The organism is Salinactinospora qingdaonensis, assembly GCF_039539445.1.
Classification (GTDB): domain Bacteria; phylum Actinomycetota; class Actinomycetes; order Streptosporangiales; family Streptosporangiaceae; genus Salinactinospora; species Salinactinospora qingdaonensis.
Genome location: NZ_BAABDD010000035.1, coordinates 20,366 through 40,915 on the forward strand (window position 1 = coordinate 20,366; position 20,550 = coordinate 40,915).

13 protein-coding genes are annotated in these 20,550 nt (G+C 66.7%); 9 read left to right on the forward strand and 4 right to left on the reverse strand.

The genetic code is table 11. From position 1 onward, the window contains the following. Positions 1-279: 279 nt before the first annotated feature. Positions 280-678, forward strand: coding sequence for a (R)-mandelonitrile lyase (locus ABD848_RS22145; RefSeq protein ID WP_344976089.1), 399 nt, complete (start codon positions 280-282; stop codon positions 676-678). Positions 679-812: 134 nt separating this feature from the next. Here ABD848_RS22145 and ABD848_RS22150 read toward each other — a convergent pair whose 3' ends face one another. Next, positions 813-1,700 (reverse strand): helix-turn-helix transcriptional regulator, encoded by an 888-nt coding sequence (locus ABD848_RS22150; protein ID WP_344976092.1) that lies wholly within the window; start codon positions 1,698-1,700, stop codon positions 813-815. A gap of 102 nt (positions 1,701-1,802) precedes the next feature. Here ABD848_RS22150 and ABD848_RS22155 point away from each other — a divergent pair, with 102 nt between their 5' ends. The 5 genes from ABD848_RS22155 to ABD848_RS22170 all read left to right on the forward strand — a co-directional run bounded on the left by ABD848_RS22155 (position 1,803) and on the right by ABD848_RS22170 (position 4,794). Continuing rightward, complete coding sequence (locus ABD848_RS22155; RefSeq protein ID WP_344976095.1) at positions 1,803-2,840, forward strand: alcohol dehydrogenase catalytic domain-containing protein; 1,038 nt, start codon at positions 1,803-1,805, stop codon at positions 2,838-2,840. Positions 2,841-3,041: 201 nt separating this feature from the next. Next, on the forward strand, positions 3,042-4,070 hold the full coding sequence (locus ABD848_RS22160; RefSeq protein WP_344976098.1) for an aldo/keto reductase: 1,029 nt from the start codon (positions 3,042-3,044) through the stop codon (positions 4,068-4,070). A 62-nt stretch (positions 4,071-4,132) separates the two neighbouring features. Further along, a complete protein-coding gene (locus ABD848_RS22165) occupies positions 4,133-4,399 on the forward strand; it encodes a DUF2255 family protein (RefSeq protein ID WP_344976100.1) in 267 nt (88 codons plus the stop codon). Next, positions 4,389-4,634, forward strand: a complete 246-nt coding sequence (locus tag ABD848_RS25135) for a hypothetical protein (protein ID WP_425567652.1) — start codon at positions 4,389-4,391, stop codon at positions 4,632-4,634. The genes ABD848_RS22165 and ABD848_RS25135 overlap by 11 nt, the downstream gene beginning before the upstream one ends. Next, positions 4,534-4,794: a hypothetical protein gene (locus tag ABD848_RS22170; RefSeq protein ID WP_344976103.1), complete on the forward strand. Its 261-nt coding sequence runs from the start codon at positions 4,534-4,536 to the stop codon at positions 4,792-4,794. The genes ABD848_RS25135 and ABD848_RS22170 overlap by 101 nt, the downstream gene beginning before the upstream one ends. Before the next feature lie 39 nt (positions 4,795-4,833). On the opposite strand, the gene ABD848_RS22175 is transcribed toward ABD848_RS22170, so the two are convergent. Together ABD848_RS22175 and ABD848_RS22180 are read right to left on the reverse strand one after the other, a co-directional pair. Continuing rightward, entirely contained in the window at positions 4,834-5,589 is a 756-nt protein-coding gene (locus ABD848_RS22175) for a dienelactone hydrolase family protein (protein ID WP_344976106.1), read from the reverse strand. Between the two features lie 489 nt (positions 5,590-6,078). Beyond that, a complete protein-coding gene (locus ABD848_RS22180; RefSeq protein ID WP_344976109.1) occupies positions 6,079-6,654 on the reverse strand; it encodes a TetR/AcrR family transcriptional regulator in 576 nt (191 codons plus the stop codon). Between the two features lie 54 nt (positions 6,655-6,708). Here ABD848_RS22180 and ABD848_RS22185 point away from each other — a divergent pair, with 54 nt between their 5' ends. After that, positions 6,709-8,394 (forward strand): FAD-binding protein, encoded by a 1,686-nt coding sequence (locus tag ABD848_RS22185; protein WP_344976111.1) that lies wholly within the window; start codon positions 6,709-6,711, stop codon positions 8,392-8,394. A 536-nt stretch (positions 8,395-8,930) separates the two neighbouring features. Further along, complete coding sequence (locus ABD848_RS22190; protein WP_344976113.1) at positions 8,931-10,196, forward strand: M23 family metallopeptidase; 1,266 nt, start codon at positions 8,931-8,933, stop codon at positions 10,194-10,196. A 775-nt stretch (positions 10,197-10,971) separates the two neighbouring features. Here the strand turns inward: ABD848_RS22190 and ABD848_RS22195 are convergent. Then, positions 10,972-11,505 (reverse strand): LuxR C-terminal-related transcriptional regulator, encoded by a 534-nt coding sequence (locus ABD848_RS22195; protein WP_344976115.1) that lies wholly within the window; start codon positions 11,503-11,505, stop codon positions 10,972-10,974. A 1,988-nt stretch (positions 11,506-13,493) separates the two neighbouring features. On the opposite strand from ABD848_RS22195, the gene ABD848_RS22200 reads away from it, so the two are divergent. Further along, positions 13,494-20,550, forward strand: a 7,057-nt coding sequence (locus ABD848_RS22200; RefSeq protein ID WP_344976118.1) for an amino acid adenylation domain-containing protein, incomplete at its 3' end; no start/stop codon positions are given.

Here is a 20,550-nt window from a genome sequence, read left to right on the forward strand (position 1 = left end):
GTGAAGGCGTGAACCTGCCCTGGCCGCTGGGGACCAGTAGCACGAAGGCGGGCACCAGGAAGTACCAGGGGATGCGGCCGACCGGGGGTCTCCGACGCGCCCGCCGCAGGCGGCGGCCTACGCCGGCCGCCGGGCCGCAGCCGCGTCGCTGCGCGCTCGCCCATCGGGGGACTTGGCGACACGGGGACTGTCAGAACCTCCCTACGGCGGCGGCTCCCCCGTAGCGTCGGAAGTGAGCCGTCCGCGGCAGAGTCCGACACGAAGAAAAAGGAGTACCCGGTGCAGATCGACCCCCGTACCCCGACCACCAAGAACCCGCCCGAGCAGTTCACCGGCGACGTCTGGCTGGACCCGATCGCGTTCCCGCGCGAGGACGGCCAGCGGATGGTCGTTGCCAAGGTGCGCTTCGCGCCCGGCGCCCGCACCGCCTGGCACTCGCACGCCCGCGGGCAGACCCTGCACATCACCCAGGGCGTCGCCTGGGTGCAGTCGCGGGGCGGCGCGAAGGTCGAGGCCCACCCCGGGCAGACCCTCTACTGCCCGCCCGGTGAGGAACACTGGCACGGCGCCTCCGCCGACTCGTTCATGGAACACCTGGCGATGCTTGACCACGCCGATGACCCGGCCGCGACCACCACCTGGCTGGAACACGTCACCGACGAGGACTACCTCGCCTGACAGGACCCGCGACGAGCGAGACGGCCGACCGGGCCGACGTCGCCCGTTTCGCGAATGTGCTACAGCGCCCCGACGAGAGATCCGTGCCTTTCGGGCGGCGCGGCACGGCCCTAAAACCCGCCACGGTGTCAGGTCTACTCGGTGGCCGCCGTCGATTCTTCGGCCAGATCCTGGGTGGCGGCCCAACTGGCGAGCATCTTGAGGCCGTCGGCGGCGGGGCTGTCCGCCGGTGCGGTGTAGACGTTGAGGGCCAGACCCGGTTCGGAGGGCAGTTCCATGGACTCGAAGCTCAGGTCGAGCTGGCCCACGACCGGGTGACGCAATCGCTTCTGGCCGTTGCGGTGGAACCGCACGTCGTGAGCGGCCCAGCGCTGCCGGAAGACCTCGCTTTGGGTCGACAGCTCACCGACCAGCGCGATCAGGTCCGGGTCGTGCGGGTTACGGCCCGCCTCCAGCCGCAACATCGCGGCGGCGTCGGTGGCGATGCGCTCCCAGTCGACGAAGAACTCGCGGGCCGCCGGATCGAGGTAGACGAACCGCGTCGTGTTCGCGGGGCGGCGCGGGTCGGCCAGGACGGGACTGTAGAGGGCGCGGGCCAGACGGTTCATGGCCACGATGTCGTGGCGGCCGTTGCGCACCCACGCCGGTGCGTCGCCGATGGCGTCGAGGACCTGTTGGACGCCGGGGCGCACGCTGGTCGGCGGCGCATGCCGCGGACGACGGCGATCCGCGCCCGCGGCCCGGGCGAGGTCGAAGAGGTGGTCACGCTCGGCCTCGTCCAGCTGCAACGCGCGGGCCAGCGCGTCGAGCACACTCTCGGAGGCGCCGGAGAGGTTCCCGCGTTCCATCCGGACGTAGTAGTCGATGGAGACGCCGGCGAGCATCGCGACCTCCTCGCGACGCAGCCCCTTGACGCGGCGGTTGCCGCCGTAGGCGGGCAGCCCGGCCTGATCGGGCGTGATGCGCGCCCGCCGCGAGCTGAGGAACTCGCGGACCTCGGCGCGGTGGTCGACCTGGCTCATAGCTTCCAGGCTAGGCGGCCTGCCGAGCGCGAGGGAGGCAATGCCAGTACCCCGAACGCCAGACTCTCCCCCCGCCCGCGCCGGCCCGGTTGACTGGGCACCATGCGAGCTACCTACATGTACGGCGCCGGCGACGTCCGTGTCGTCGACGTCGCCGATCCGAGCATCCAACTACCCAGTGACGCCCTGGTCCGCGTGGTGCGGGCCTGTGTCTGCGGCAGCGACCTGCACCCGTTCCACTCGATGCCCACCGTCTCGGAGGGTGTTCCGATGGGCCACGAGTTCGTCGGCGTGGTCGAGGAGGTCGGCGCCGACGTGTCGACCCTGGCGCCGGGCGATGTGGTGATCGCGCCGTTCGCCTGGTCCGACGGCACCTGCGCGTTCTGCCGCGAAGGGTTGCAGACGTCCTGCCTGCACGGCGGCTTCTGGGGGGCCGGCGGGATCGGCGGCGCCCAAGCCGAGGCGGTCCGGGTTCCCTTCGCCGACGGCACCCTGGTCAAAGCTCCGGTCAGCGAGGACTCCGACCTGCTGCCCTCGCTGCTGACACTGTCCGACGTCTACAGCACCGGCCACCACGCCGCGCTCAAGGGCGGCGTGACGGCGGGCAGCACGGTCGCGGTCGTCGGCGACGGCGCGGTCGGCCTGCTCGCGGTGCTGTCGGCGCGTCGGCTCGGGGCGGAGCGGATCGTGCTGATGGGCCGCCACAAGGAGCGTACCGACCTAGGGCGCGAGTTCGGCGCCACCGACGTCGTCGCCGAGCGCGGCGAGGCGGGCATCGCCGCGGTGCGTGAGCTCACCGGCGGACACGGCAGCCCGATCGTGCTCGAAGCGGTCGGCCACATGCCGGCCTACGAACAGGCGGTCGGCATCGTGCGCCCCGGCGGCGTGATCAGCCGGGTCGGCGTCCCGCAATACGAGGAGGCGCCCATCGGGTTCACCAGCCTCTTCGGACCCAACGTGACACTGACCGGCGGCCCTGCTCCGGCGCGGGCCTACATGGAGACCCTGCTGCCCGCCATCCTCGACGGCACAGTCGAGCCGGGCCGGGTCTTCGACAGCACCGTCAGCCTGGAAGAGACGCCGGAGGGCTACCGGACCATGGACGAACGGACCGCACTCAAGGTGCTCGTCCGGCCCTGATCGCCAAGCGTGTCCGCCGGCGGGCGAACCGGCGGGCGAATCGGCGCTCGCGCCTGCGTCACGCGATGCCTCATGGCGCAGGCACGGCGGACACGAGTGGTGCTGAGCCGCGGGGAGGCGTCGGTGCCGGCCGCCGACCGAGTACCGGGTGCGCGGACGAGCCGCGCACCCGAGGACAGTCAGAGAGAGGAACCGCGCACCATGGACTACCGCCTCTTGGGCAGGACAGGCGTATCGGTCAGCCCCCTGTGCCTGGGAGCGATGATGTTCGGCGCCTGGGGGAACCAGGACCGGAAGGAGTCGACCCGCATCATCCACCATGCGCTGGATGCGGGGATCAACTTCGTCGACACCGCCGACGTCTACTCCGCCGGCGAGTCCGAGGAGATCGTGGGTGAGGCGCTCGCCGGGGGACGGCGCGACGACGTCATCCTCGCGACGAAGTTCTTCATCCCGATGAGCGAGGCACCCAACGAGCGCGGCGGGTCGCGCCGGTGGATCATGCGCGAGGTGGAGAACTCGCTGCGTCGCCTCAAGACCGACTACATCGACCTGTACCAGGTCCACCGGCCCAGCCCCGACACCGACGTCGAGGAGACGCTCGGTGCGCTCTCGGATCTGGTGCACCAGGGCAAGGTGCGCTACATCGGGTCGTCGTCCTACTCCGCCAGCCAGATCGTCGAGGCGCAGTGGGCGGCGAGGGACCGCCGGCTACAGCGGTTCGTCACCGAGCAGCCGCCCTACTCCATCCTGGTGCGCGGCATCGAGGAGGACGTGCTGCCCACGGCGCGCAGGCACGGGATGGGCACTCTCACCTACAGCCCGCTCGCGGGCGGTTGGCTGTCGGGACGGTGGCGCAAGGGTCACGACACGCCGACGCCGGTCTCGCCCGCGCGGCAGCGCCTCGTCGACCGGTTCGACATGTCCTTGCCGGAGAACCAGCGCAAGCTGGAGGTCGTGGAGTCGCTGGCGCAGCTCGCCGACGAGGCCGGGATGAGCCTCATCGAGCTGGCGATCGCCTTCGTCATCAACCACCCCGCCGTCACCTCGGCGATCATCGGCCCGCGCACGATGGAACAGCTCGAATCCCAGTTGCCCGCGGCCGACCGCACGCTTTCGACCGAGGTGCTCGACCGTATCGACGCGCTCGTCGCGCCCGGCACAACGATCAACCCCGCCGACAACAGCTACGGCGCCGCCGAGCTGACGGCCTCCGCCCGGCGGCGCTGACCCGTACCCCGCTGGTGTTCTGGTTGTGTCGGTGAAAGAAAAGAGAGGCAGGGGAGGGAAGCATGAGCGTGTGGACCGAGGATGAGCTGCGCCGCATCGGTGCGGACCGTGAGTTGCGCGTCGCTTCCGAGCGCCCCGACGGGACGCTGCGGCCCTACCCCACGATCTGGGACGTGCGCTCGGGCGAGGCGATCTATATCCGCTCCGCCTACGGGGTGGACAGCGGCTGGTTCCGCCGTGCCAAGACCGCCGGCGCCGGCCGGATCAACGCGGAGCGGCATCGAGCGAGACGTCGCGTTCAAAGTCGCCGACCCGGCGGTGCGTGGTGATGTCGACGCCGCCTACCACGAGAAGTACGACCGTTACGGGCCGGGACCGGTCGGCGCCGTCACCGGGCCGGATGTGCTGGAGACGACGCTGCGGTTCATGCCGCGCGACTGGGGTCTGATCGGGGGAGGCCCGCGTGGGAGGGCTCGAAACCACGGTCATGCTCGGCGCCGCCGTCGCGCCCGAGGCCGGTGCCGACGAGGGGCACGGTACAGGAGCGGGAGTACGCGCCGTTGACGCGCAACGAGGAGGACACGCGCTTGCGGCTGGCCGTTCTCAACCGCAAGCGCGAGGTCCTCGTGCGCAGGGCAGGATCGACGGCTCGGTCGCCCGACGGCGGCAGACCCGACTCGACGTCGAGGAACTGCGGCTCACGGGCGTCGAGGCGCTGGGCTAGGACGCCCTGCCGTGAACGAGGGACCTGGCCCCGCCCGGGTCAGAGAGCGCGGTTGAACAGCTCCAGCAGCGCACTCCAGTGGCGTTCGGTGGCTTCGGGGTCGTGGTTGGCGGTGTCGGCCTGGGTGTAGCCGTGGTGCGCACCGGTGTAGACCTCGGCCCGGTAGGTGACACCTGCGGCGGTGAGGGCCTTGTTGAGACGGTCGATCTGCTCCGGGGGCAGGGCGGCGTCCTGGTCGGCGTGGCCGAAGTACAGTTCAGCGGTGATGTGCTCGGCGAGCAGGTGCGGGCTGTCGGAGGCATCGGTGGCCAGGTTGGCGCCGTGGAAGCCGGCCATGGCGGCCACGCGGTCCGGGTAGGTGCCTGCTGTGCGCAGCCCCAAGGCGACGCCCATGCAGTAGCCGGTGACGCCGACCGGTCCCTCGGCCGTCTGGGGGATGTCGGCCAGGTGGCGCAGGTAGGCGCCGGCGTCGCGTATCACCTGTTCGGGGGTGAGCGCCTGCATGAGCGGGCCGACCTTCTGGAAGATCTCTGGCCGCTGGCCAGGGTCGATGAAGTCGGGCAACTCCACCACCGGGGAGCGTCCGTGGCGGTAGAAGACGTTGGGGACCAGCACCGTGTACCCCGCGCTGGCTAGGCGGGAGGCCACCCGCTCCAGTTGGGGGCGCAGGCCGAAGGCGTCCATGTACATCAGGACGCCGGGGTGGGCGGCGCCGTCGTCAAGATAGGCGAGGTAGGCGTCGGCGGTGCCGTCCTCGGTGTGGATGTCCACGGTCGATCCATGCACGGTAGCCATGAGCGTTCCCCTTGGGTGAGATACGGCGGAGCGGTTGAGAAACGGGGGGAGGCGGCGCGCCGACCGCCCGGCGCGGCGCTACCACGGGAGCACAGCGTGTCGGCCGTTGTCGCCGATGAGGGGGCGGGCCGGCGGCGCTGTCCGCGGTGCAGTCGGTGAGGGGCAGGCGGCGCGCACATCCCAGGGATACGTGCACGACCATACCGGTCTGCCCTGCTCTGGGAGCCACGGTTGTCCGCCGGGAGCGGGCCGTACCGGTTGAGGCTCGCGGCGGCAGCGGCGCCACGGATGTGGAACGGCGACACTCCGGCGCGTCTCGGGGAGCGGGCGACGGCCGGCTTCAGCGCGGTTTCGTGGGGGGCGCCGGCATCAGATCCGGGGCAAGACGCTGCGCCGCGGGGCGCGAGAGGGTCGACGCCTGGGGGCGCTCCGCGGCCGGTTCCCGCGGTTTGTGCCACCGGCACGGCGAGGTGGGTGAGTCGAGTGGGTTCAGTGCTGCCTTCCGGCGTTTCTTGAAAAGAGGAACGGCCGCAGCACCCGCTCCACCGCCTCCCGAACGGCGCCGGACTCGGAGGCGGTTACGGCGGCGCCGTAGGCCATGCGCTGGGCCAGGAGGACATCGTCGGGGGTCAGCTCGGGGGCGACGAGGTCGGCGTCGCGGGCGCGGCGCAAGGGGGCCTCGACCAGCGCGCGCAGCCGCTTGGCACCCTCGTAGTCGGTGACGCTATGGCGGGCCTCGACCACCATCTCCACGAACGCGCTCTCCTGGATCGTCAGCTCCAGCAGCCGGTGCCAGAGGCGCTCGAAGACCTCGTCGTCGGGTTCGGCGGCCATGGTCTCCAGTTCGGCGAAGTTGTCCTCGAACACGGCGAAGGCGAGGTCAAGGCGGGTCGAGAAGTGCCGGTAGAGCACGCCCTGGCCCACCCCGGCCTCGCGGGCGATCACGCTGAGAGGGACGTGGTAGCCGCGGTCGGTGAAGAGGCGACGGGCCGTGGCCAGGATCGCGGTGCGGTTGTCGGCTGCCGCCGCGGGACCCCGGTTGCGCTTGCGTTTCGTAGGAGGCACAGTGGCATTCTACGTAACCGGACAACCTTGTCCGGTTTGATGGAGGTGCGGATGATGTCCGAATCCTGGGAATCCATCGAGTCCGTCGAGCCCCGTGAGGCCGACACACCCTTCGACTACGCCTATGACGTCGTCGTGGTCGGCACCGGCGGCGCCGGCTTCGCCACTGCCATGGGGGCCGCCGATGAAGGCATGAGCGTCCTGATGGTGGAGAGCACCGACAAGTGGGGCGGTAGCACCGCCATGTCGGGCGGCGGACTGTGGCTGCCCGACAACCCGCTCATGAAACGCGACGGCGTGGGCGACTCCCGTGACGAGGCGCTGGCCTACCTGGAGGCCACGGTCGGTGACGCGGGCCGCGCGACCTCGCGCGAACGCAAAGAGGCGTTCGTCGACGGGGTCGCCGACCTCGTCACCACCGCCGAGAAGTACGGCATGGTCTTCACCCGCGCGGCGGACTACCCCGACTACTATCCCGAGCTTCCCGGCGGCAAGATCGGCCGCGCGATCGAGGCCAAGCCGATCGATGCCAAGACGATCGGCCCCTGGCGGCGCTCAATACGGACCTCGGCGCTCATGCCCGTCAAGACCGATGACGTGTGGCTCATGCAGCGCTCCTGGTCAACCCCCGCGGGGTTTGTACGCGGCGCCGAGGTGGCCTTGCGCATGCTCGGTTCCGTGGTGCGCGGCCAGCGGCTCGCGGGTATCGGCGCGGCGCTGACCACGTCGTTCCTCAAGGCGGTCGTGGGCAAGCTCGGGGTGCCACTGTGGCTCAACGCCCCGCTACGTTCGCTTATCGTCGAAGACGGCCGTGTCGTCGGCGTCCGGGTCATGCGCTCGGGCCGTTCCGTGACCGTGGGCGCTTCCCGCGGTGTCATGCTCGCCGCCGGCGGCTTCGACCACAACACCGAGTGGCGCCAGAAGTACCACGGCATCGAGGGTGCCCCCTCCGGCAACCCGGGCAACCTCGGGCAGGCCATCGCGATCGCCCAATCCGCCGGCGCCGCGGTCGAGCTGATGGACGACGCCTGGTGGGGCGCCTCGGTCGCCGCGCCTCCCGGCCACGATCCCTCCTTCATCGTGGGCGAGCGAGCGCTGCCGTACTCGATCCTCGTCGACGCCTGCGGCGAGCGCTTCGCCAACGAGTCCGAATCCTATGTCGACCTGGGCCACCACATGCTCGAACACGACAGGGACGGCGCTTTCTGGCTCGTCGCCGACGCCCGGCACGCGCGCCGCTACCTGCGCACCTTCGCCATGGACCCGCGCCTCACCAAGGCCATGGCCCAAGCGGGCATCATGGCCAAAGCCGCCACGCTGGAGGAGCTGGCCACCAAGCTCGACATAGAGCCGGCCCGGCTACGGGCCACCGTGGACCGGTTCAACGGCTTCGCCCGTTCGGGCGTGGACGGCGACTTCGGCCGCGGCAACTCCGCCTACGACCGCTACTACGGTGACCCGACCGTGCACCCCAACCCGTGCCTGGGGCCGCTGGAGAAGGGGCCGTTCACGGCGTTCCGGGTGGTCGTGGGCGACCTCGGCACCAAGGGCGGCATCCTCACCGACGCCGATGCCCGCGCTTTACGCGAGGACGCCACCGCGATCGAGGGCCTCTACGCAGCGGGCAACAGCTCCGCCTCGGTCATGGGGCGCACCTACCCCGGACCGGGGTCGACCATCGGCCCGGCGACGGTGTTCGGCCTGCGCGCCGCCCGGCACATGGGGCAGATGAACGGCTGATCGGGTGGGGAGGAGATTCCCCTCCCCACCTGAGAGCGAGCGCCTGCCGCCAGCGGGCACGCCGAAGCCCGGTCGGCCGCCTCGATGCGGCGGTGCTCTTAGCAGGGCTGGACTATCCGGCCGGCGCCGTCTACGAAGCCGACTCCGTGGCCCCCTATTTTCCCACTCGAGCGGCGGACGGCCGAGTACCGCCGCCACATATGGCGGCCGGCACGGCAGGTTTCGGGAGCCGGATCACCACGTGAACTCCCACGATCCCGGAAACAACCGCTCTCCAACAATCGTCGACGGTTTCAGAGTTGCCATGGGATGCTGCGCGTATGCCTCAGCTTCCGCATGGAACCCGACTACACCCCACAGTCAATTTCCCGTTTTAGGTATGTGGTCGCGGCTCGGCTCCTGGGGCACCTTCGCCCCCGTGCGCCCAGGACGCGAGCGGTCCGGAGAGCGACGACGGAGCCCCGCACCGTTCCTGGGGCCACCCGCCGCTGACTCTCGGCTCTTTCCTGCCGCCCCTACACCCGGGAAGCGCTGACATGACTCTTTTGTTGCTGAACGCCGCCTTAATCCTTGCCGTCGTGGGCGTCGTCCACTGGTATCTATACAAACGCCTGGTCAAGGACACCTCTCGCGCGGGCGACGTGTGGCGACGTACCGGCACAGCGCTGGTGTGGCTGCTTGCGGCGATCACCCTCGGCGCAATGGTCGTCGGACCTGCCGATGCGCCTTTCGAGGTCGTACGCGCCTTCGAGTGGCCGAGTCGAATCTGGCTGAACCTACTGCCCTACCTCGTCATCGCTTTGCTCTTGGGGGAACTGGCCCGTCCCCTGCTGCGACAGAGCTTCACCCACCGTGTCGCCTCCTCGCCGCGGGGACCGAGCAATGGAGCCCCTCCGGAGGTCGCAGACGCGGCTCCCGCCGCCCCAGGCGTCAAAGACGAGGACGCCGGAGGAAAAGCCGCCGGTGCAAACGAGGCGAAAGACAGCGAAACCTCCCGCCGCATCTTTATCGCCCGTGGCGTCGGACTCGGGGCCACGACCCTGGCCGGGGGGATCACCTATGTTGGAACCATGGCTGGAGATTCGCCTTCGCAAAAGCCGGGGGACCGGGGGATCGAACTCTCGCTGCCCTTCACGGGACGGTGGCATGTCGAGAACAGCCCAGCTCGACGGGTACCGAGTCATGGCACCGACTTGTTCGGCGGGCGTTACGCCATCGACTTCGTCGGGGTGGACAGGCAGCACCGGACGGCCGGCAGCCGTAGCTGGCGGACCTTCTTGGCCACCGAGCCGCCAGAACTGTTCTTCGCCTTCGGTCGGCCGATTCTGGCTCCCGGGAACGGAACCGTCGTCGCGGTGCATGACGGCGAACCCGATCATGAAGCGCGCCGGTCACAGCCGGCGTTGATCCCGTACGCTTTGAGCCAAGGTGCGCGGGTTCGGGAGGGTGTAAACGCTATCGCGGGAAACTATGTGATCATCTCCCTGGCGGAGAGTGACGTTTTCGTCGCTCTGGTGCATTTCCAAGCCGGCAGCATCCGGGTCTCCGTCGGCCAGCAAGTTGTAGAAGGCGAGCACATCGCGAACTGTGGCAACTCCGGCAACTCGACCCAGCCGCATGTGCACGTTCAAGCCATGGACAGCGCGGATCTGTCCGTTGCCAAGGGCGTGCCGATGCAGTTTCGACGCTTCCGGGAATGGCCCTCCGGCGTCAGCGGGAGCCGGGTCAGGGAGCGGGCCATCCCGGGTGAGCGCGCGGTGGTGGAACCGTTGTCGAACTCGTCGAAAACGACCGGTCGCTGACAAGGCAGCGAGCAATAGGCGTGGATACTCGCACGACCTGGTCGCGGATCGGGGAAGGGCCAGGTCCGATCTGGATGCCGGGCGGGGGCATCGCCCCCGCCCGAGGTGCGCGCCGTTCCCCTGATTCCTTGAGGCTCGTGGGTGAGGAGCTCGGCACACCCCTGATACGCGAGCTCGCGGCTCTGTTGCCACAACGCCCCGGTGCGGAAGGCCACGCGGCGTGCCCGTTCTGTGTACCGCGGTGACTCCCCGAAGCAACCGACACCCGTCCCGACGAACGCAGCCGTGCCCCGCCTGTTCGGTCAGACCAAAACGGGAATCGTCGCCGATCAACACGCCCCTCGGCGGTGACCACGCGCGCGAATTCTTCCACGTATGCAACACACAACCGTGATGAAGTCGGAGTTCGGGCCGTCGAGCGAGCTAGACGCCCTCCGAGAAAACGTGGTGGCGCTCCCCGTCACCGCGCCGCTCTCGTTGCGCGATGTCGATGACTGTAGAAACCCACGACGACCTACACATCCATCTCATAGCAAAGGAACACGCATCCGACGCTCAGGGCCGGCCACGTCCTCGTCTCAGCTCGCCTGCCACGAAGCGGCGGAATTGCCGCGTGGAACGCTAACGCGAACATCGGCCACACAGTGAAGCATCCGAATACTGAGTGCAACCGAGTCGATCATTCCGCTTACCGTTATAGTGCTCGATGTCGGAAACCGCACTTCCTGTTGAATCCCCCGAAAACACGACTTCCAGCGAATCTGTTCGGTGAACGTCAGTGATCCGCCTCAGTGCACTGTTTCACCAGGTTGTACTGCAATGCAACGGCTACGGCCAGCGTCCGGTTCGGGCAGTTGAGCTTGGCCAACACATTGGCGACCAGGCGTTTCGCGCCGTGCGAGGAGATCTGCAACTGCGTAGCGATCTGCTTGTTGCTCAGCCCACCGACGAGTAGCTGTAGCGCCTGTCTCTCCCTGGGGGTCAGGTCGGGCAACGGCGGGGTCGGTTCAACCTGTCCGGCCCTCGCCTTGGCCAGCAGTCGCCCCCCGATCTGCGGCGGGATGACCACGTCCCCCCTGCACACCTTCTGTAGCGAGTCGTTGAGTGTTTCCGTGGTCAACTGGTCCAAGATGAGGAAGCCGTCCGTGGACACCTTGGCCACAGTGTCGAACAACTCCTCGTGACAGCGAGGGAGCAGCAGCAACACCTTGGAGCCCATCGCCCAGACCTGCTGCGCCAGGCGCTCGATCGCCGCCGTCCGTTCGTCGTCGCAGGCCAGGATGACTACATCTGGACACCTGTCCGTCATCTTCCCCGAATCCGAACATTTGCCCGCCATTTGCGCAGGCGCACCGATAGGTGAATCCCACAGCACGATATCATGCTGAATCGGCGCAGAATTCAACATTGCAATGAGACCCTGAAGGATTACTTCATTGTCAACATTAATCGCCACCAACAGTGCATTGAATTGTTTTTCGGTTAAAGAAATAGGCTGAGTCACGGCACTCTCCAAGCATGCACTAGCCCATGATAAGATTATTCAAATCACGACATCACTTCTTACGTGAATCCCCCTATCACCAATTTCTTTCAGGGTAAATATTTCAATTTTCAATGGCAAGATTTTCCTTCCGGAAAACTGCGACATGCAAAAGGAACATCCAAGGTAGAGGCGATATGAATATATCGCAGTGCACTCCCTGAGCAGCCGTTCCCTCCGGCAGCCACGGGCAGACCCTACCCCTTTATGCCGAGAAATCATACATGCCTCTGGAGTCAATACACAGTGTCTCCATATCCCGGCTGAGCGTCGCTCTGCGTGATGAGTTGGTTTGTGACATAGGGAGATACCTTTCTCGACCCCACAGGAGGCAACTTTTTATATTTTTTATAGTCAAGTGATTGAGAGTAAATTTTCATCGACAACCTAGGGAACAAATGTGATTAGGATCACAGTACTGATGATTTTCGGTAATACCAAAACCTTGGAGTGATGACGCCAAAACAGGCATCGTCACGAGGGAGCCCTGATTCCCAGGCGAGCCAAGGACCAGCGCCATATGGCTTGTGCCGGGTTCACTGCAAGCTACGAATCGACGCATCGACAGGTACCAATACGGTTCTTTACTGCTGAAAGGCGTCCTCATGCTCAGCCGGGGGACCGTCCGGCCGCGTCGCACAAGTGGAGCTCGAATCAACCGATGTGTTGGGCGCCGAGGTTGTCCAAAGCACCGTTTCCCCTTTCGGTGCCTGCCGTTAAGCTCCCATTCGGCCCGTGGGTGACAAGCCTCGAGGCCAAGCACCGGATCGCGTTGGCTTAACGGGACAATCGCCGCCGATGCGTCCTTTGCCCCAAAAGCCGCATCACCCTATGGCTTTGTGCGGCCGTCGCCGACCAGTTCGCCTTCGAGGACACGTTCCAAGCCTGGGACCGACTCCTACGAGGGGCACGCAGGCAGGTAAGCACCGGCCAGAGCCGACCGAATCCCAGGCCACACCATGACTTCCCCGCAGCGCAATAAGCACTCCCCGAGCTCATCGGCTTTTCCTCCAGGGCTGCGCCGATGTTCCCCGGACTGACAACAAGCGTTTCCCTATGGCATCGCCATAGTCAGTGTCATCCACGGTCGATCCGCCTCAACAGCGGACTCGCCCTCGCGAAGGGCATAAGACCTGCGCTGGAGATTACAGCGGTAAGAGCGCCCCTCGCTATCCTCACCGGTTTTCGAGAAGAACAACGGCTTTCGTCATCGAAGTGACGCTGCCGAGTCAAGTCACGGACGAGAGGGCAGCGTCGACAGTCGGGGTAGCCGATCGACTACACCATCAGCCCACCAATTGGGCATTTCTACGCGCATCCGCACGAATCAGACTGGTGGCACCTATCTTCCTGCGCAGCTGAGGCGCAGCAGGAGAAAGGTTGGCCATGACACTTGCGGACGGCGTGGAGCTCGACATGGGAAGCGTGGGCGGGGGACCTGCTGGTTGGACAACCGGTGCCCGGCTCATTCAGTCGAGACGCCGGGGACCCGCCGCTGGAGTGCGAAGAGTTCCCTCGTAGACCGTTTACAAGGCATTTGCCGGGTCCAATCCGTGTCCGACGTGAGCGGCTACGTCAGCGGGACACCAGGATTTGGACCTTCGCTCGACGGGGCGTCGCTGCACTCGGTCAAGACCGGTAGCACAACTCATCGTTCATGATTTAAGAGGACTGTAGCCTTGAACACCCTTCACGACCCAGCGGACAACCCTCTCGCCTCTTCCAGAGACAGCCGGGTCGAGACTTCTTACCCGATGGCGCCCACTCAGCGGGGGATTCTCTTCCAATCTCGCCATGGGGAGAGAGCCGGGCTCTACCACGTGCAGGTCATGCTCGATGTCGCCCACGACCTCGACGTCGAGGCTTTTCGACAGAGCTGGGCGCATGTCACGACGCGCCACGCGGCACTGCGGACAAGCTTTCGCGAGCAGTCGAGTGATGAGCCGGTACAGGTGGTCTGGGAAAGCGTCGATGTAGCGTTCGCGTACGAGGACTGGAGCTCCCTAAGCGCCGAGGAACAAGACGACCGGCGACAGGCCCAGCTGCACCGGGATCGCGAGCAGGGCTTTGCCCTAGACGAGGCGCCGCTATGGCGACTCCACGTCGCCCGTTTGGCGGAAGCGCGCTGCGAGGTTCTCTGGAGCCTGCACTACGCAGTGATGGATGGGCAGAGCCAGACGAAGGTTCTTCGCGAAGTCGAACAGATCTATGAGTCTGTGATCGCGCAGCAGCCGGTCGACGACCAGCCGGAAGCGCCGTTTCAGCGGTACGTCGAATGGTTGGGACGCCAGGATTTCGGTCAGGCCGAACCTTTCTGGCGCGATGAGTTGCAGTCCGTTTCACCGGCGATCCCACTGCCCGTGGAGCGCAAACCTTCCGCCCACAAAGACGCCGCAGACGCGCCGGTTGTCTCCTACGACCAGGTCTCCCTCACCTTGGACGAAGGGGAGACCGCCGCGTTGCGTGCCACCGGAGAGCAGCAGGATCTGACACTGCCCACGCTGGTCCAAGGGGCCTGGGCCTTTCTGCTGAGCCGCTACCAGGGCACCGACGAGGTGGTCATGGGGGTCACCACCCCCGGCCGGTCCGCTGACCTGCCCGGCATCGAAGAGATGGTGGGACTTTTCATCAACACGCTTCCGCTGCGCGTCAGCGCTCCCGCCTCGATGGGCTGGGCGGAATGGATGCGGGGCCTGCAACGACAGTACGCCCAGCTCCAGGAGCACGAGTACAGTCCGCTGCTGCTGGTTCAACAGTGGAGCGGTATCGGTTCGGGAGCATCGCTCTTCGACACCGTCCTGACGGTTGAGGACCCCGCAGTCGAACCCAAGACGCAGTCTTTCCGGATGGTTCGCAGGTGGGAAGAGAGCCATCCCGCCTACCCCCTCAGCCTCGTGGTGACTCCCGGGGAACGCCTCACGCTCACGATCCACTACGACACCCAGCGCTTCGCGGCGGAAACGGTGGAGCGACTGGTCGGGCACCTCCACCAGCTCGTCACGGATCTCGTGCAGAAACCACAGGCTTGCCTCGGGGAACTGACGCTCCTCACGGCCGCCGAGTTCTCGCGACTCGTCTACGAGTGGAACGACACGGAGACGCCCTACTCGCAGGAACTGTGCATCCACCAACTGTTCGAGAGGCAAGTCGACAAGGCTCCCGAGGCTTTGGCGCTGCTCTTTCACGACGAGCGCTGGAGCTACCGCGAGGTCAACGAGCGGGCCAACCAGATCGCGCACTTTCTGAAGCATCTCGGACTCGGCCGCGGGGACCAGGTCGCGGTCGTGATGGAGCGCTGCGCGGAGATGGTCCCCACACTGCTGGGAATCCTGAAGGCGGGGGCGACCTACGTCCCCCTGGATTCCAACGCCCCCGTCAAGCGGTGGCACTGGATCATCGACTCATTGGGCATCCCCTGCGTCTTGACTCAAGACGCCCTCGTGCCGCGACTGTTGGCCACTGACCCCCTGCCCGACCTCGCCCACGTCGTGTGCGTGAACCCGACGGTTGACGACGAGGCCCCCGCGCCCGAGTCTCCGTACGCCGTTCACCCGTCGAGCGAACTCGCGAGCATGCCCCGGGAGAACCTTCCCTTGCAGGGCACGTCGCGAGACATCGCCTACATCATCTTCACATCCGGCTCCACCGGAACCCCCAAAGGTGTCACGGTCGAGCACTTCCCGGCGGTGAACCTGATCGAATGGGTCAACAATTCTTTCTCGGTGGGTCCTGACGACCGTCTCCTGTTCGTCACCTCGCTGACCTTCGACCTGTCCGTCTACGATATTTTCGGCATCCTCGGGGCGGGCGGGTCGCTGCGCGTGGCCTCCAGCGAGGACATTCAAGAGCCGGCGAATCTGCTGGGCTACATCTCGAACGAGCCCATCACGTTCTGGGACTCGGCGCCCGCCGCCTTGATGCAGCTCGTGCCCTTTTTGCCGACGGACAGCGAGGGGGCGCACGAGATCGTCTCGCGTTCCGTGCGCCTGGTCTTCATGAGCGGCGACTGGATTCCGCTCCACTCACCCGATGTCATGAAGGCGGCGTTCCCGAACGTCCAGGTCGTCGGTCTCGGCGGTGCCACAGAGGCGACAGTCTGGTCGAACTTCTTCCCGGTCGACACGGTGGACCCCGCCTGGTCGAGCATCCCGTACGGAAAGCCCATCCAAAACGCCCGCTACTACGTTCTCGACGAGAGCCTGCGGCCTTGCCCGATCGACGTACCCGGCGACCTCTACATCGGCGGCACATGTCTGAGTTTGTGCTACGCCAATGAGCCACAGCTGACAGCGAGCAAGTACATCCCCTCTCCCTTCAGTGCTGCGCCCGGAGAACGCATCTACAAGACGGGCGACATGTCACGGTGGCGCGCCGACGGGAATCTGGAGTTCCTCGGGCGTAACGACTCTCAGGTCAAGATCCGGGGCTACCGCGTCGAGCTCGGTGAGATCGACGGCGTCCTCAGCGAGCATCCCGTCGTCCAGGACTCGGCGACGATCCTGCGGGAGGACAGGCCAGGCGACCAGTCCCTTGTGACGTATGTCGTGCCGCATCAGCAGCTGGCCTATTCGGCCGTCCAAGACGAGGGCGACTCGCTGGAGGGCAAGCGCATCGACCGTTGGCGTGAGGTATACGACGCCTTCGACCCTCATGCGGCCGAGAACTCCGAGGACGGTCACGATTTCTCGGGCTGGAACAGTAGCTACACCGGCCAGCCCATCCCGCGGGAAGAGATGCGGGCCTGGCAGGACGAGACGGTCGCCCTGGTCCGCGACTACCACCCGCGCACGGTTCTGGAGATCGGCTGCGGTACCGGCCTGCTGCTCTTCCCCTTGGCCCCCGAATGCCACCGCTACTACGGAACGGACTTTTCCGCGTCGGCCCTTGAGTCCATCCGTGGCCGCCTTGACTCCCGCCCCGAGCTCGAAGAGTCGGTCGTCCTGGACCAGAAAGAGGCTGACGCTCTCGGTGACCTGGACCTGGAACCGGTCGACACCGTCATCATCAACTCGGTCATCCAGTACTTCCCCGACGTCAACTACCTGGTCCGTGTCCTCGAAGGGGCGGTGTCGCGCGTTGCCGACGGGGGACGGATCATCGTCGGAGACGTTCGCAGCCTCCCGCTGCTCGAGGCCTTCCACGCCAGCGTCGAGGCGGCCCGCGCGCCCGAGACCATGACGCGCGAGCAGCTCTGGCAGCGGGTTCAGCACCGGGTGCGCCAGGAAGAAGAACTGACCCTCGATCCGGCGTTCTTCCGCGACTGGGCCGCCGACACCGGTGCCATCTCCCGGGTGGAGGTCCGGCCCAAGCGTGGCCGCTATCTCAACGAGATGTCGATGTTCCGCTACCAGGTGGTACTCCACGTCGGAGGCGCCCCCAGCGGTGAGGCGGACCGATCCGCCACCCCAGAGCTGGACTGGACCGCCGAACGTCTCACCCTCTCGACGCTGCGCGAGACGTTGGCCGGCGACCGGCCCGAGCGGCTCCGACTGCGCAATGTCTCGAATTCGCGCGTCGAAGAGGCGACACGGACGCTGCGGTGGCTCAAGGAAGAGTCCGACCTGGAGACGGTCGAGGCATGGCGTGCGCAGGCGCAACCGGTGACGGGCGTCGCCCCGGAGGACGTTCGGGAGCTCGCCGAGGAAGTCGGCTACCGAGCCGACATCGACTGGAGCCGCCACACCTCAGAGGGGAGCTACACGGTTGTGCTGACTCGCGCCGGGGTCGAGCCCAGCCCCGATGAAGAGGAGCTCATCACTCCCTCCGCAGTCGAGCGTAGGGTCCGCGACTGGTCGTCCTACGCCAACCAGCCCCTCAAAGCCGAAATCCAGCACCTCCTGCTGCCGCAGCTCCACACCTACCTGGCCGAGCGGCTCCCCGGCTACATGGTGCCGTCCGATCTCGTCGCGCTCGACGCATTGCCCGTCACCTCCAGCGGCAAGCTTGACCGGCGCGCGCTGCTGCTCCCTCAGGCGTCCACCCCCGCTGGGACGGGCACATGTGTCCCCGCGCGCAACACCACCGAGGCGCTGCTCGTCTCGGTGTGGGAACAGATCCTGGGCCGCGCGCCCATCGGCATCTTCGACAACTTCTTCGAACTCGGCGGGCACTCGCTGCTGGCCGTGCAACTGGCGACCCGGATTCGGCAGGTGTTCTCGCTGGAGGTGCCGGTGCGCCTCTTCTTCGACCTTCCGACGATCGCCGAGGTCGCGCGTGAGCTACAGCGGCGCCAGGAAGAGGCGCAGCCACTGCAACTGCCCGCACTCCGCCCAGTCTCCCGAGACCGCTCGCTACCGGCCAGCTTCGATCAGCAGCGGCTCTTCTTCATCGATCGGCTCAGCCCCGGCACCACCTCCTACACCGTCAACTGGCTCATCCCCCTTCCGAGGTCCATCGAGACGACGGTCCTGCGGGACGGGCTGGCGGAGATGATCCGGCGCCACGAGCCGCTGCGCACGACCTTCCGCGAAGAAGACGGTCAGGTCTGGCAGGTCATCGCCGATGACTGGCAGGTCACGCTGCCGACAGTCGACCTGTCCACGCTGCCTGAGGAAGAGCGCGAGCAGCGTGCCCAGGACGAGATCCGTCGGTGGTGGGACCAGCCCTACGACATCGGCAACGGCCCCCTGCTGCGGGCTCAACTCGTCACGCTGTCGGAGACCGAGCAGGTGTTGGCGCTCAGCGCTCACCACACGGTCTTCGACGGCTACTCGATCGGCCTCTTCGGCCAGGAGTTCCTCCAGATCTGCCGGGCCTTCTCCGAAGGAGAGCCCTCCCCCCTGCCGGAGCTGGAGGTGCAATACGCCGACTATGCGGTATGGCAGCAGAACTGGCTGGAGGAAGACCGACTCACGTTCCATCTGGACTATTGGAAAGCGCAGCTCGCTGAGGCTCCGGAACTACTCACACTGCCCACCGACTTCCCGCGGCCCGACGCACAGAGCTTCAAGGGCGACTTCCTAAGGCGGCAACTGTCCGCCGACATGACGCGCCAGGTCGCGCAACTGAGCCGCGAGTATCAGGTGACGAACTACATCACCATGCTCAGCAGCTTCGCGGTTTTCCTGTCGCGGTACAGCGGGCAAGACGTCGTCGTCATCGGGGTGCCGATCGCCGACCGCAACCGGGCCGAACTGGAATCCATGATCGGGTTCCTGGTCAACACGGTTGCCATCTGTGTGGACCTGCGCGGAAACCCCAGCTTCGAGGATGTGCTGCTCCAAGTTCGCAGGCAGCTCTTCGACGCGCAGAGCCACCAGGAAATCCCGTTCGAACGGCTCGTCGAGGCGCTGCGGCCGACGCGCAACCTCGGCTACAACCCGGTCTTCCAGGTGATGTTCGCCGACGAGAGCCTTCCGTTCCTGGAGCACGAGTCGGCTCTGGCACAGCCGAAACCGTGGATGTACAGCCTGGTCGAACAGGGGATGAGCGTTGGCGTATCCCGATTCGACCTCACCCTCATGATCCAAGCCGCCCCCGAAGGCATGCGCTTCGGGTTCGAGTACAGCACTGATCTGTTCAGGGAACAGACGGTCGCGCGCATGGCCGACCACTTCCAGGTACTCCTGGAATCGGTGTTGACCGCCCCCGGGAAGGGGGTTCAGCAACTTCCGATCGTCGACGAGACCGAGCACCGCCACATCGTCGAGCGCGGGTACGGGACTCGCAACGCGGCGGCCCTCGATCCGGCGTCGTTGCATGAGCTGTTCGGGGAGCAGGTTCGTCGGTGCCCTGATCGTGTGGCTGTTGCCTTCGATGACCGCCAGTTGAGCTATGCGGATGTGGACCGGTGGTCGAACCGGCTGGCTCACCTGTTGCGCGACCGCGGGGTCAGACGGGGAAGCCTGGTCGGACTGTGTGTCCCGCGCTCCCCGGAAATGGTCATCGGCCTGCTGGCGATCCTCAAAGCCGGCGGCGCCTACGTCCCACTGGACCCCTCCTACCCGGCCGAGCGACTAGCGTTCATGGTCTCCGATACCGGGATGCAGATCGTGGTGGCCCAACGCGCGGTGGCTGAGGTGCTGCCCGAGTCCGATGCACACGTGCTGACCGTAGAGGACTTCTGGTCCGACCTGCGAAACTGGCCGGACACTCCTCCGGCGTCGGACGCAACCGGCGACGACCTGGCCTACGTGATGTACACGTCGGGTTCCACCGGCCGCCCCAAGGGCGTGGCCGTGACGCATGCCGATGTGGCGGCGCTGGCGCTGGACAGTCGTTTCTCACAGGGCCATGAGTGCGTGCTACTGCACTCGCCACAGGCGTTCGACGCCTCGACCTACGAACTGTGGGTGCCGCTGCTATCGGGCGGCCGGTCAGTGGTGGCTCCGCAGGGATCGATGACGCCGGATCTGTTGCGGGAGTTGGTGGCGACGCACGGGATTTCGGCGATGTGGCTGACCGCGGGGTTGTTCCATCTGTTCGCTCAGGAAGATCCGGAGTGCCTGGCCGGTCTGGGCGAGGTGTGGACCGGTGGGGACGCCGTGAAGGCGGATGCGGTGCGGCGGGTGCGTGCAGCGTGCCCAGGGCTTGTGGTGGTGGACGGCTACGGGCCGACGGAGACGACGACGTTTGCCACCACCTATCGGATGGAGCCGCAGGCGGAGATCCCCGCGGCGGTGCCGATCGGCCGGCCACTGGACAACATGCAACTGTTCGTGCTGGACGAGTTCTTGCAGCCGGTCCCGACCGGTGTTGCCGGTGAGCTTTATATCGGTGGGGCCGGGCTTGCGCGGGGCTACCTGGGCCGGCCCGAGCTGACCGCCGAGGCGTTCATCGCCAACCCCTTCAGCGAGGAGGGCGGCAGCCGCC